Raw genomic sequence first — 13,167 nt, forward strand, 5'->3', positions numbered from 1 at the left:
TAAAACATATTAATCCATTATCTGACTATAATTAAAAATTTTTGTTACCTCGCTACGATAAACTTTTTTGCCGTGTTATACTGACCCGAATCGGAAGAGATCTTAAAAAAGTAAATGCCGGGCACAAAAGTAGAAGTATTAATTTCAAGTGTATGTTTTCCTGTGTTGAGGTATTCATTTACCACAGTTTTTACCAATCTGCCCATTAAATCGTAAATCTGAATGTTGAGTTTATCCGATTCTGGCAAAACCACATCAATAAAAGTTTGCATTGCAGCTGGGTTTGGGTAATTCTGAGAAACGGTAAATTTTAAGAATTTATCAAAAATGGCTTTATTAATGGCATCGAAAATTACATAACTTACCAATCGGTACCCACGTGCATTAGGGTGAAACGCATCCTGATATAATGTGAAATCGCGTCTCATTACTGCATTTACATCAGCAAGGTAAATTTTATATTCAGTAGCCAGTTTTCGGTAAGCAGCATTAATATTTCTGATGTTGGTGTTTACGGCAATATAACCTTTATTGGTCCTGTCATCAACAAACTGGAGGGTGCATAAAATTGGGACCAATTTCTGTTTCAAACTCGAAGTTATAAATACCCGCATATTGGCAACCGTTTCTGCTATGCTGCCTTTACCACCGGCAATGGCAACGGCATCATTAATTCCCATATCAATCACAATAAAACCCGTTCTATTGGCTATTGCATTATCAATCCTCAATAAGCCTTGAAAAGTGGTTTGCCCGCCAATACCGTGATTGGTAATATCGACTGTTTTATTGGTGTAACAATTTAAAAAATTATTCTGAAGCATGGTTTGGAAGCCAACACCATTTACGCCTTCTACCGTACTGGCTCCAAAAGTTACTATGTTTATACTGTCTTTAGCGTAATATTGAGCTGCTTCAGGGCAACTTACCCGGGTGGGGTTTTGACCCTGAGCGAATGAAGAAATGCAGACAAACAGAAGCAGCAGCAGAGATAAAAATACTTTTGCGCTAAACTTCATTGTTAAAATTCTTACTTACAGGTTTTAAGGATATCTGTTAAAGGCGCAATTTACAAAAAAGTCTATACAAATAATGTTATACTATTATTTTTTACAAACAATAAACTATTTTTTTGTATCCCTTAATAGACGGACTTAAATTTAAAAGGAAACGTTCTGGCCAGGAACCTAAATTACTTATTGAAAGTTATAAATTGTAGTTACTTAGTATGCCATTTATTTGGTAAAGCCTATATTTGTCCAAATTCATTTTGTTATGCAAGAGATTAAAAATTATGTAGAAACGCACAAACAACGTTTTTTAGATGAGTTGTTTGAGTTATTGCGTTTTCCGTCGGTTAGTGCTGATCCGAAATACAAAGGCGATGTTTTAAAAACTGCCGATTATGTTGCGCAGAAATTAAAAGATGCAGGTGCTGATCAAGTTGAGATTTGCCCAACGGCCGGTTATCCGATTGTGTACGGCGAAAAAATTATAGATGCTTCTTTACCAACCGTTTTAATATATGGCCACTATGATGTTCAGCCTGCTGATCCATTAGAACTTTGGCATACGCCGCCTTTTGAACCAACCGTACGCGATGGCAAAATTTATGCCCGTGGTGCCTGTGATGATAAAGGTCAGTTTTACATGCATGTTAAAGCTTTCGAGTTAATGATGGAAACCAATACTTTGGCTTGCAACGTTAAATTTATGATCGAAGGCGAAGAGGAGGTAGGTTCTGTAAACCTGGGTATTTTTGTAAAAGCGAATGCCGAGCGTTTAAAAGCCGATGTAGTTTTAATTTCTGATACCTCAATGATCAGTATGGAACATCCTTCTATCGAAACCGGTTTACGTGGTTTAGCTTATATGGAAGTAGAAGTGGTTGGTCCAAACCGCGATTTGCACTCTGGTGTTTATGGTGGTGCAGTGGCAAATCCGGCTACTATTTTATGCAAAATGATCGCTTCATTACATGATGAAAATAACCATATCACTATTCCTGCTTTTTATGATAAAGTACAAGAGTTAACTGATGAAGAGAAAAAAGCATTAAATGCAGCTCCTTATGATGAGACAGAGTATAAAAAAGACCTGAATATTGAAGAAGTTTGGGGCGAAAAAGGATATTCTACGTTAGAACGTACCGGTACACGCCCAACTTTAGAAGTAAATGGTATCTGGAGCGGTTATATTGGCGAAGGTGCAAAAACAGTATTGCCAAGTAAAGCCAATGCCAAAATCTCTATGCGTTTGGTTCCACACCAAAGTTCAGAAGAAATTGCAGAAATTTTCACCAAACATTTCGAAAGCATTGCCCCTAAAAATGTAAAGGTTAAAGTTACCCCTCACCATGGTGGCGAACCGGTGGTAACCCCAACCGATAGCATTGCTTACCAGGCTGCAGAAAAAGCAATTGAAGATAGTTTCGGTAAAAAGGCTATCCCAACCCGTGGTGGTGGCAGTATCCCGATTGTGGCGCTGTTCGAAGATGTATTGGGTATTAAATCGGTACTTTTTGGTTTCGGTTTAGATAGCGATGCACTGCACTCTCCAAACGAAAAATACGATATTTATAACTATTATAAAGGAATAGAGACTTTGCCGCTGTTCCATAAATATTTCGCGGAATTGAGCAAATAAGTCATCTTATTTGTCAGTCTGATCGGAGTCGAAGATCATCCCTGCCTATTTTTATAAGCAGGGATTTTTTTTGCCATTTTTTGAAAATGAGCAGTTTGTTTTTCATAGCTGCTTTAGTCCCGCCATTCGCTTCAATCTTTTTGTGTCACTGTCATGCTGGTTTTAAGAGCGTTGCAACAAAAAGTATTTCCGCTACTGTCGGGTTTATTTAACAGTGGTCTGTTTTTCAGATCAAAGCCTGTTCCTGCAATGGCATAAATGGTGCTCCATACAGCTCCAAATAGTGCAGTTTGCCCTGCCATTTAAACCCGATCGAAGTGTAAAACCCACAGCCCGAAGCATGAGGGCGAGGATTTGAAATGTAGAGCGGGGCTACTGAAAGCGAAAAGTGCTGTAATTGCTTTCAAAAACAAGTTGATAAAAATATTTCTTCCGTCTGAGCCGAGTTGAAGATCATCCCTGCCTATTTTTATAAGCAGGGATTTTTTTGCCATTTTTTGAAAATGAGCAGTTTGTTTTTCATAGCTGCTGTAGTCCCGCCATTCGCTTCAATCTTTTTGTGTCACTGTCATGCTGGGTTTAAGAGCGTTGCAACAAAAAGTATTTTCGCTACTGTCGGGTTTATTTAACAGTGGTCTGTTTTTCAGATCAAAGCCTGTTTCTGCAATGCGATTAATTATGCAGTTTATAACCCCAGATAGTGCAGTTTGCCCTGTCACTTAACCCGATCGAAGTGTAAAACCCACAGCCCGAAGCATGAGTGCGAGGATTTGAAATGTAGAGCGGGACTGAAGTAACCCAAAAGTGCTGTAACTGCTTTCCAAAACATTGTTGATCATTATAGCCAGTCGTTTGAGGAGGAGCCAAAGAGGTATTTTACCATTAAACCATACCGTTAATTTTTAAAACACGGAATTTTTTCTAAATTGGTGGCATGAAACACCTCATCTCATCTCTTTTACTTTTATCCGGACTTACTTCTTTTGCTCAGGATACTAAAACGATTAACCAGTCAGGAAACCCGATTTTTCAGGGCTGGTACGCAGATCCTGATGCTGCTATATTCAATAATAAATACTGGGTTTATCCAACCTATTCAGCGAAATATAAAGAACAGGTATTTCTGGATGCTTTTTCATCTGATGATTTAGTGAAATGGAAAAAACATCCCCATATTTTAGATACAGCTGCCGTAAAATGGGCTAATAAAGCCATGTGGGCACCTGCAATTGTACAAAAAGACAAAAAATATTACCTGTTTTTTGGAGCCAACGATATTCAGAGCGATAATGAAGCAGGAGGGATTGGTGTTGCTGTTGCAGATAAACCGGAGGGGCCATATAAAGATCACTTGGGCAAGCCTTTGGTAGATAAATTCTATAATGGTGCCCAGCCTATTGATCAGTTTGTATTTAAAGATAAAGATGGGCAGTATTACCTCATTTATGGAGGCTGGAAACACTGTAACATTGCTAAATTGAATAAAGATTTTAGTGGGTTTTTACCTTTTGAAGACGGTACTACCTTTAAAGAAATTACACCCGATAATTATGTAGAAGGACCATACATGTTCATCAGGAATGGTAAATATTATTTTATGTGGAGCGAAGGCGGCTGGACAGGACCTGATTATTCTGTAGCTTACGCTGTGGGCGATTCGCCATTTGGCCCCTTTAAAAGAATAGGAAAAATCTTAAAACAAGATCCTACTATTGCTACTGGAGCAGGTCATCATTCTGTAATCATTAACGAGAAAAAAGGGAAATATTATATCGTTTATCACCGCAGACCGTTAACCGAAACCGACGGAAACCATCGTGTAACCTGCATTGATGAAATGAATTTTGATGCGGATGGAAACATTTTGCCTGTAAAAATTACAAATGAAGGTGTAAAAGCCCAGAAAGTAAAATAAACAGTGCTTAGGAACCTGTTTTTAATGATGCCCCCAAAAGTTTTTTAACTCTTGGGGGCATTTATAATCTGGTTTTTTTACCTATTTTAATTAATCAGTCTTACCTCCATCCAGTTCATCCTGCCATTTTTTTAATTCTTGCCACTTGCCCTGGTAGGCTAATTCTGATTGTTTAGCCCATGTTGAAGGGTTATGAACCGCAAATCTGTCACCGCCTGCATTTAAAATTTCCTGCATTTTATCATTACTGGTTGTCGATAATTCTTTCCAGGTTGTAATGCCTGCTGCATTAAATAGTTCTTCAATTTTTGGTCCAATACCTTCTACAATTTTTAAATCATTTAATTTAACGGGTATACCAAAAACGCTGGCAGCCAAATCAGCATTAAAAGAAACTGTATTTGCAGCTAAACTAAGTTCGTAAGCTTTTGATAACTCAGCAAAATAACCATTCTGTTCTTTTAAATCGGCCTGGCAATTTTTTAATTTAGATTTATAGCTTTCTAATTCGGCCTCTATATTAGGTGCCGGAGTATAAATATTAGCCTTGGAATTCATTTTTCCGATTAAATAGCCTAAAATTCCACATAATATACCCACAACTGCAGGAATTAAGATACAAGGTAAATTCATCATAATGTATTTTTTATTTCTTTTTTAATTAATGGTTACAACTGTTCTTCTGTTTTTTGCTTTGCCCTCATCACTGTTGTTGCTGGCGATAGGATCATTTTGCCCCTTGCTTGAAGTGTTAATTCTGTTTAAAGGGATGCCATTTTTTATAAAGTAGGCTTTCAAAAACGCTGCTCTGTCTTGTCCCAATTTCATGTTATTTTTAACCGAACCGGCGTTATCAGTATATCCCGTAACGTTGATGGAACTATTAGGGACATGATCAAGGTATTTTACAATTTCTGATATGTTTTCTCTTTCAGTACCCGATAAATTAATTTCTGTTTGCCCCGTCTGGAAGTATAAAATTAATGGAGTCGCATTAATTTTGCTTTTTAAAGCAGCCCAGTCAGTACTGTCGATTTTGACGGTAGACAGGGTAAAACTGATTGGTCCTATTACGGTATCACCCTGTTTTTTCCATTCATCTATAATTTTACCTTTGGTATCAAATAAACGTGACTCGAAACCTTTTGATACCATATAGTTTTTAACGTTAACGGCTCTTGCCTCTCCTAAATTTGTAAAAGCAGATGTATTCTTTTCATCACGCTTGGCAAAACCGGTAATCAATACTTGTATGTTCGGGTTTTTAGATAAGAATGTTTTGAAGCTATCCAAACCAATATTAATAGAATCATTTAGCGGGAGCAGGGTGTTAAATCCATTACCAAGAAAGTTGAAATTCTTTTCAGTAGCATAGTTATAACCGTTTGTTTCGAGTTTAAAGCCATTAGCGGGTAATGTTGGGGCGCTTACGGTACTTACTACCTGTGTTACTTTTGTTTTACAGCTACAACAAAAATTGCAGTATAACAGGGTGCCGAGTATAATGGTTAATAAAATACCCAGCAAATAAATTGTTTTTTTCCTCATTTTAAAATTTTGGTTTTATAGTTATTTAAATCATTTTTTTGGAATTTACCTGAAACCTGAGTGATTGGATAGCTTCAATTACAGCATGACTTCGTTATCAAAGCATGCCTAAACTATCAGTAATATGGGATTACGTATTGGTTTAAGAACAGGCATAACCAAAGCGCCGGTATGCAACTACCCAAATTGTAAAAACCATGCCAGTTAAAGCCTTTTGATCGTAAAAGTGAATGATATTGGAGGGAAAGTTATTGGTACTTAACTAATTGAAGTATGAATAAAAGTTTATCGAAGCCAAGGGATGGCTTGAAGCATTTTTTAAAAAAAAATGGGATGTGTGGAAATTAATCCCCGGAATAAGGCACTGATGTGAAAATTCTACAGTTTTATTTTTCTAAATATTTACTTTGCTGTTTTGTGATTTATGCAAGCTGTTAAATCCCCAGGTGCATAACAAAAGCATACAGGCAAGCCCTAACCAAAGCCAGTTATACCCCATATTTTTGGCAATGAGAAAACCAAAGTACGGACCTATAACCTGAGCACATGACCAGCTCAAAGTATAACCCGCCGCATACAAACCCCTGTTGTGCTGGTTACTCCTGCTAATTACAATGGTATTGATAAAAGGTAAAGAGAGCATTTCTCCGAGCGTAAAAACAACAATGGTAATTACAGCCATCACAATATGAAAACTTACCGGAGCACTTAATATGATATAAGAAACCGAAAATAAAACTGCGCCGGCGATGATGAAAAACATAGGCGATCTTTTGGCTTCAATTTTATTAATCATCACCATTTCGAACAAGGCAATTACTGCTCCGTTGATGCCGATAATAATGCCGATTGCAAATTCATCAATGTGCCATTCCTCTTTAAAAAATACAGGCACGATCCTGAACATTAAAAAGGCACAGGTTATAAATACGGTGGTAAGCAGGATGAATTTTATATAAAAAGGATCTTCCCACGGTTTTGTAATGATCATATGACCGGCGGTTTCTTTAGCTTTTTTTATAAAACCTTTAACCTGTGGCAAAAACGACAGAATTAATAAACCAACAATAATGCTAACCACGCCCTCAACAACAAAAAGTAAACTGTAATTAATAGAGGCAATAATACCGGCAAAACTAATCCCGACAGACCAGCCCATATTTACCGCCAGCCTGTTTAATGAATAAGATCTTGTTGTGGTACCTTCTGCGGCGTAATGGGCAACTGCAGTAAAATTAGCCGGCCTGAAGGCCTCAGAGAAAAAGCTGATAATTACAGCTAAAATGCATAAGGTATAAAAATGTGTGATGGTAGAAAAAAGAATAAAAAGTAAACCTCCTATAATGGAAGATAAAATTTGGACGGGGCGAAAGCCGATCATATCGGTTAATTTACCACCAGTAGCCGAACCAAGTATAGAGCCAACGCCAAATAAAGTAATGATTAAACCCGCATCCATTTCCGATCGGTGCAGGCTTTGGGTAACATATAATCCCATAAATGGGACCGACATACTTCCACACCTGTTAAACATCATTACCAGGCTTAATAACCAGGTTTCTCTGCTCAGTCCGCTAAAAGAAGTTTTATATGTTTGGTAGATAGAGCTAAGCATAGGTGGTTCTGAAAAGTATCAAAAGTAACAAATGTGTTGATGATACCTTCAAAAGTTTTAGTAATAGTTTTGAAATAATATGGAGGTGTTAATATCCCTGAAACGAATATTTTTTATTCAGGCTACTATAGGTTTAATTAATTTTTGTTAGAATTGTTATCACTAAAACAGCATGCTCATTCCTAACGCTCAACAACCTATAACTTGCCATTTCTTAAGTGTTATCAGGCAATACCATCATCCAAAATCTCCAAATAAGGATGTTGGAAAAGATTATGCACATCAGGAAAAAATCTTTCTCAATTTTTTTCAGATCGGATTATTTGAAACTTACCACTTTTTATACAACGAATGTAATGATGATGAACACTTTGCAGCCTGGATTATACAGTTAAAAGGTGCTGGTTTTTATCGCCAAGCCGCTATAAGGTTTAACGAATGGCTTGGAACCAACCATGTTGCCGATGCTCCGTTTGAGGGTATTTTAAATGAAACACAACATCAATTTTGGAAAGAAAACGGGTATTTAAAAATCGATAAAATAATTGATGCAAAGCGATGTAATGCGGTAATTGACCTGATCATGGAAACACTTGGTGTGGATATGGATAAACCAGAAACCTGGTATGCCAACCATAAATTATTGCAAGGACTTATGCTACAGCTTTATCAGCACGAGGCGCTTGATGTTATCCGGCACGATGATCAGGTTAAATCTGTTTTTGCAAGTTTATACGGAACAGATGCCTTATTACCCAATTGCGAAAAAGTAAGTTTTAACCCACCGGTAAATAAAAATTACACTTTTAAAGGTAGTCCGCTACATTGGGATATCGATTTTAACATCGGCCCGAAATATTATATACAAGGATTACTCTATTTAAATGATGTGCCTGTAAATCGTGGCCCATTTAGCCTTATTCCAGGGTATCATCTTCAGATTGAAGCTGAACTACAACATAAAAGCCCTGAATTATTGATTCAGCAATTAACAGATGAAAACCTTGCCGTGCCCATTACAGGCGAACAAGGCGACCTCGTTTTATGGTTGCAGGCGCTTCCACATGCCGCCTCGCCAAATCTTGATGATGTACCGAGGTTTGTGCAATACCTCAGTTTTAATCAAATTTAACAACCTCATAATATCAAATGAAAACACAACAATTAAGAGAAAAATTATGCCGAATAAGTGATGAAATTTTAAAACCTGGAGATTTTCACGATAAACTTGCACCTGCCATAACCGATTATGTGGCTTTGTTATCCCAAATTGTAAAAATAGATAGCGATGATGAGCAGAATAGAAAACATATTCAAAGTGAAATGGGGCAGGCTATTGGTACATTTTGGGCAGCACAATGTGTGAAAGAAATTTTAAGGACACAGCGTTTTGCGAGGAGTTTATTTTCGGCAATTAAAGAAAAACTGAATCAAAAATCAGGACCGGTTCAGGTAATATATGCGGGTACAGGACCATTTGCAGCCCTGGCCTTACCGGTAATGATGCATTTTACTCCTGCTGAAGTTCAGTTTACCTTATTGGAAATTAACCAGCAAACTTATGATGTTTTGCTAAAAGTATTGGATGCATTTAATTTAAATGCATATATCGCTAAATGTGAAGTTGCCGACGCCACAATTTACCAGGTTGAAAATAAAAATATTGATATTGTTTTAAGTGAAACCATGAGCCGGGCCCTAATAAAAGAACCACAAGTGGCCATTATGCTTAATTTTGCAAGGCAATTACCCTCAGATACCATCTTTATACCCGAAGAAATAAATGTGGGATTAAGTACACAGCACAAGAGTGGCACTGAGCCCAAATTAATAAAGCGATTAATGGAGTTTAATACTTCTTTAAGGCAAAAACTTGTTGATGATACTATTGATTTTAACTGGCAATTTGATGAAGTAGCCATAAAAACTGAATTGGAAGAAGGAGAAAGCCTCTTTTTTTCTACCGAAATTAAAGTGTACGAAGCTAATTTTCTGGGTTTTAACGATTGTTCATTAAACTTATTGGAAAGGGTAAAAACAGATAAATTAGATCCAAAAAATTTAAAATTCAGATATGCTTTAAAAGAAACCCCAGGTTTTATGGTTTACAATTAATGACTGAACAGCTTTAATTTTAATAACTTTGCCGCATCATAATAAATATGCCGCCAGAGAAAAAAATCCCGCATAAAGCACCAGTTACCAGGAAACCTGGGGTTAAAAAGTCAGTAACCAGAAAACCTGCAACAAATAAAAGGAAGAAAAGCGCTTTATCGATTCAGCTTAAATTATTGCTCGTTGGTTTATTGTTGGTACTTCTCTCTCCATTTTACTACGGTTACGTGTTAAGAAGTTTTGTGGCCACCTGGCGATGGGTTAAGGATTGGGGGCAAGATCCAAATTATAGGACATACGAGAGTTTTAATATTAAAATCCCTAAAAAATATACTGTTCATGGAATTGATGTTTCTTATTATCAGGGCAAAATAAACTGGCCAAAGGTAAAGGAAATGAAAGAAGATGAAGTGAAAATTAGTTTTGCTTTTATCAAAGCGACTGAAGGATTGTTGTTGGTTGATCCATATTTTCAAAGAAACTGGCGTGAAGCGCCAAAATCAGGTATTATCTGTGGTGCCTATCACTTTTTCAGGCCTAAAAAGGATGGTAAAGCGCAGGCTAAATTTTTCCTGCAGGTTGTAAATGTGGAAAAAGGCGATTTGCCACCCGTAGTGGATATAGAATCTTTAGATGGTGTTTCTCCTTTAAAAATGAGGGCCGAACTGTCAGATTTTCTAAATTACGTAGAATTGAAGACTAAAGTCAGGCCAATCATTTATACCGGACTTAAGTTTTACGAAGATAATCTGGTCGATTTTTTCGATGACTATCCTTTATGGATTGCCCACTATTACCAACCAAAGTTACGGATGGATAAAAGTCGCTGGAAATTTTGGCAACACTCTGATAAAGCTAAAATTAACGGTATTGGGCATGTGGTTGATTTTAATGCATTTAATGGTGATAGTTTAGCGCTTGATAGGCTTTTGGTTCATTAGGCATTGGTTAACTGGTCATTAGTTAGTCATTATGCAAAACCGTTTTCGTCATTGTGAGAAAGCTTTTTCAGCCGACGAAGCAATCTGGTTAATAGGTTCAATAGGTCATTATTCAAACTAGCTAAAGGATAATTTGATCTCCTAAAGGCCCCAGATAGGAAAACCAATTAATTATTGACTAATGAACAACTGAACTAAATAGTCCAGCTTTCACATTTCTCTAAGAAAAATTCATCTGCTTCGGCACCGATGCCAATTTCGTCAGGTACATCAAGAAAGTAACCATTATAAGTTAAACCGCCAACCACAGGATCAACCAAAAGGCCGAGTAGGGCAGTATCAAGGTCGAAAAATTCTACATTGGGGCTCGCCAATGCAAAATGGAGATTAGCACTTAATGCAATCCTGCTTTCGAGCATACTGCCAATCATACATTTTACACCTCTCTGCAAAGCCTCTTCGTGGATTTTTTGCGCTTCTAAAATACCACCAGATTTTGAAAACTTGATGTTTAAATAAGTGGTAGACTGGCTATTGATCAGTTTACGGGCATCGTGGTGGTTATAGCAACTTTCATCAGCCATTAATTTGATGGGAGAATTCACATTTAGTTCAGGTAGTTGATCATCATACCACGTCCGCATAGGCTGTTCGCAAAACTCAATGTTGTACTTTTCCAGTTCTCCCAGCGCAAATAGGGCATCATCAAAACTCCAACCCTGGTTAGCATCCAAACGCAGGGTTAATTCTTCACCTACCGCTTCGCGGATATGTTTTACCCTTTCAATATCATCATGTATCTTTTTGCCCAGCTTAATTTTAATGATTCTGCACCCCTGGCTTTTATACTTTAAGGCCGTTGCAGCCATTCCTTCAGGCGTATCAATACCAATGGTCATATCGGTTTCTATGGTACGTTTTTGTCCACCAAGAAATTTATAAAGTGGTAAACCAGCATTTTTAGCTGCAATATCAAATAATGCCATATCAAAAGCACTTTTAATGGTGTTGTTATGATCGGCATAACCTAACAAATCATTCATCCTTTCAGGAATTTCCAATGGATCTTTGCCTTTTAAAATTGCTGCAAAATCTTTAGCCATGGCAATACAGGTTTCCTGTGTTTCGCCAACAATCATCGGGAAAGCAGAACATTCTCCAACTCCATGAATGCCTGTATCGGTATAAATCCTCACCAATACATTTTGGGCGAAATGCATGGTTCCTGTTGCAATCACAAAAGGTTCCATAGGTATGCTAAAGCGGTATATTTCGGTGTGGGTGATTTTCATAGGGCTATTGGTTATCTAATTCGAAACGTTGTCTATCTTTTTCTATAATTGCTTTTAATTCTTCTTCTTTTGGTAAGTACAATAGATATTTACTGGCAAACAATTGATTTTTATCACCTAAAACAGAGTATTTAACGATGGTCTCGTCCTTTTCGGTGCAAAGTAATAAGCCAATTGTTGGATTGTCGCTATCATTTCTTTTCAGATCATCGTACATTCTAACATACATATCTATTTGTCCGATATCTTGGTGATTCAAACTTGTTGTTTTAAGATCAATGATTACGAAACATTTTAAAATATAATTGTAAAATACGAGGTCTATAAAAAAATCTGAAGTATCTGTTACAATGTGTTGCTGGCGAGCAACAAAGGCGAAACCTTTTCCAAATTCCAGTAAAAATTTCTGAAGATGATCTATAATAGCAGATTCTAAATCCTTTTCTGTATTTTTAATATTAGGATTCAAACCCAGAAATTCAAAAATATAAGGGTCTTTTATATAGTCCTGGATATTTGGCTTGACGTTATTTACTTTGGGTTCTGTTAAAGAGCGTTCATACGATAAAGCATTAATCTGCCTTTGTAATTCTCTGCTATTCCAATTCGATATTATAGATTCATTAATGTAGAATTTTCTTTTTTCATCAGCATCTAATCTGGATAACAGTCGATAATGCGTCCAACTCAATTCGTGACGCACTGCGTCACGAATTGGAAATGACTTGTAAAAGCTTCTAATATTTCGAAGATTGCTTTCATCAAAACCTTTCCCAAACTCAAATGTCAATTGATTGGAAAGGTTTTTCAACGTCGCTGCACCATAATCTGCACGTAACTTTCCCTGTTGTTCATCCTCAACAATCAGTTTCCCAATTTGCCAGTATGATTCTAGCAACGCAGAATTTGCAGCACGGAATACTTTTAAACGAGATTGATTAATAATCTCCCTTATGGCATTAAATAATTCATTTTTGCTCAATTCCATTCATCGCATAGATTTCCAACTAAAGTATAAAAACAAAAACTAAATAGAAACAGGTTTGTAGATTATTAATAGATTTACGCCTCGAATTAAAATTCCATTTTCCCTCT

Annotated in this window: 11 protein-coding genes; 5 read left to right on the top strand and 6 right to left on the bottom strand. The window is 36.8% G+C overall.

Annotated elements, in window-relative coordinates; all coding sequences use genetic code 11:
• Window positions 1-44 precede the first annotated feature (44 nt).
• On the bottom strand, window positions 45-1,019 hold the full coding sequence (locus tag R2R28_RS01930; protein WP_316824017.1) for an SGNH/GDSL hydrolase family protein: 975 nt from the start codon (window positions 1,017-1,019) through the stop codon (window positions 45-47).
• Between the two features lie 256 nt (window positions 1,020-1,275).
• On the opposite strand from R2R28_RS01930, the gene R2R28_RS01935 reads away from it, so the two are divergent.
• On the top strand, window positions 1,276-2,646 hold the full coding sequence (locus R2R28_RS01935; protein ID WP_316824018.1) for a dipeptidase: 1,371 nt from the start codon (window positions 1,276-1,278) through the stop codon (window positions 2,644-2,646).
• Between the two features lie 934 nt (window positions 2,647-3,580).
• Window positions 3,581-4,561, top strand: a complete 981-nt coding sequence (locus R2R28_RS01940) for a glycoside hydrolase family 43 protein (RefSeq protein WP_316824019.1) — start codon at window positions 3,581-3,583, stop codon at window positions 4,559-4,561.
• Window positions 4,562-4,651: 90 nt separating this feature from the next.
• Here the strand turns inward: R2R28_RS01940 and R2R28_RS01945 are convergent, their stop codons facing one another.
• From R2R28_RS01945 to R2R28_RS01955, 3 genes are all read right to left on the bottom strand, one after another.
• The gene (locus R2R28_RS01945; RefSeq protein WP_316824020.1) at window positions 4,652-5,197 is read right to left on the bottom strand and encodes a hypothetical protein; all 546 of its coding nucleotides are present in this window, start codon (window positions 5,195-5,197) and stop codon (window positions 4,652-4,654) included.
• Between the two features lie 21 nt (window positions 5,198-5,218).
• On the bottom strand, window positions 5,219-6,109 hold the full coding sequence (locus R2R28_RS01950; RefSeq protein ID WP_316824021.1) for an OmpA family protein: 891 nt from the start codon (window positions 6,107-6,109) through the stop codon (window positions 5,219-5,221).
• 394 nt (window positions 6,110-6,503) lie between these two features.
• Complete coding sequence (locus tag R2R28_RS01955; protein WP_316824022.1) at window positions 6,504-7,724, bottom strand: MFS transporter; 1,221 nt, start codon at window positions 7,722-7,724, stop codon at window positions 6,504-6,506.
• Window positions 7,725-7,896: 172 nt separating this feature from the next.
• Between R2R28_RS01955 and R2R28_RS01960 the strand changes: the two genes are divergently transcribed.
• Genes R2R28_RS01960 through R2R28_RS01970 form a run of 3 tightly spaced genes read left to right on the top strand, consistent with a single transcriptional unit; the run spans window position 7,897 to window position 10,780 of the window.
• Window positions 7,897-8,856 carry a phytanoyl-CoA dioxygenase family protein gene (locus R2R28_RS01960; RefSeq protein WP_316824023.1) on the top strand — a complete coding sequence of 320 codons (960 nt, stop codon included), beginning with the start codon at window positions 7,897-7,899 and terminating at the stop codon, window positions 8,854-8,856.
• Window positions 8,857-8,873: 17 nt separating this feature from the next.
• Window positions 8,874-9,839, top strand: coding sequence for a hypothetical protein (locus tag R2R28_RS01965; protein ID WP_316824024.1), 966 nt, complete (start codon window positions 8,874-8,876; stop codon window positions 9,837-9,839).
• A gap of 47 nt (window positions 9,840-9,886) precedes the next feature.
• Window positions 9,887-10,780 carry a glycoside hydrolase family 25 protein gene (locus R2R28_RS01970; protein ID WP_316824025.1) on the top strand — a complete coding sequence of 298 codons (894 nt, stop codon included), beginning with the start codon at window positions 9,887-9,889 and terminating at the stop codon, window positions 10,778-10,780.
• Window positions 10,781-10,974: 194 nt separating this feature from the next.
• Here the strand turns inward: R2R28_RS01970 and R2R28_RS01975 are convergent, their stop codons facing one another.
• A complete protein-coding gene (locus tag R2R28_RS01975) occupies window positions 10,975-12,072 on the bottom strand; it encodes a dipeptide epimerase (RefSeq protein ID WP_316824026.1) in 1,098 nt (365 codons plus the stop codon).
• A 4-nt stretch (window positions 12,073-12,076) separates the two neighbouring features.
• Window positions 12,077-13,060 (bottom strand): YhcG family protein, encoded by a 984-nt coding sequence (locus R2R28_RS01980; RefSeq protein ID WP_316824027.1) that lies wholly within the window; start codon window positions 13,058-13,060, stop codon window positions 12,077-12,079.
• Between the last annotated feature and the right edge of the window lie 107 nt (window positions 13,061-13,167).

It is taken from the genome of Pedobacter miscanthi, from assembly GCF_032678605.1.
Taxonomy (GTDB): Bacteria; Bacteroidota; Bacteroidia; order Sphingobacteriales; family Sphingobacteriaceae; genus Pedobacter; species Pedobacter miscanthi_A.

What these genes read in the sequence shown, in the direction of transcription:
- R2R28_RS01930 (WP_316824017.1), bottom strand. Translation starts at nt 1,019, where the DNA reads ATGAAGTTTAGCGCAAAAGTATTTTTATCTCTGCTGCTGCTTCTGTTT.
- R2R28_RS01935 (WP_316824018.1), top strand. Translation starts at nt 1,276, where the DNA reads ATGCAAGAGATTAAAAATTATGTAGAAACGCACAAACAACGTTTTTTA.
- R2R28_RS01940 (WP_316824019.1), top strand. Translation starts at nt 3,581, where the DNA reads ATGAAACACCTCATCTCATCTCTTTTACTTTTATCCGGACTTACTTCT.
- R2R28_RS01945 (WP_316824020.1), bottom strand. Translation starts at nt 5,197, where the DNA reads ATGATGAATTTACCTTGTATCTTAATTCCTGCAGTTGTGGGTATATTA.
- R2R28_RS01950 (WP_316824021.1), bottom strand. Translation starts at nt 6,109, where the DNA reads ATGAGGAAAAAAACAATTTATTTGCTGGGTATTTTATTAACCATTATA.
- R2R28_RS01955 (WP_316824022.1), bottom strand. Translation starts at nt 7,724, where the DNA reads ATGCTTAGCTCTATCTACCAAACATATAAAACTTCTTTTAGCGGACTG.
- R2R28_RS01960 (WP_316824023.1), top strand. Translation starts at nt 7,897, where the DNA reads ATGCTCATTCCTAACGCTCAACAACCTATAACTTGCCATTTCTTAAGT.
- R2R28_RS01965 (WP_316824024.1), top strand. Translation starts at nt 8,874, where the DNA reads ATGAAAACACAACAATTAAGAGAAAAATTATGCCGAATAAGTGATGAA.
- R2R28_RS01970 (WP_316824025.1), top strand. Translation starts at nt 9,887, where the DNA reads ATGCCGCCAGAGAAAAAAATCCCGCATAAAGCACCAGTTACCAGGAAA.
- R2R28_RS01975 (WP_316824026.1), bottom strand. Translation starts at nt 12,072, where the DNA reads ATGAAAATCACCCACACCGAAATATACCGCTTTAGCATACCTATGGAA.
- R2R28_RS01980 (WP_316824027.1), bottom strand. Translation starts at nt 13,060, where the DNA reads ATGGAATTGAGCAAAAATGAATTATTTAATGCCATAAGGGAGATTATT.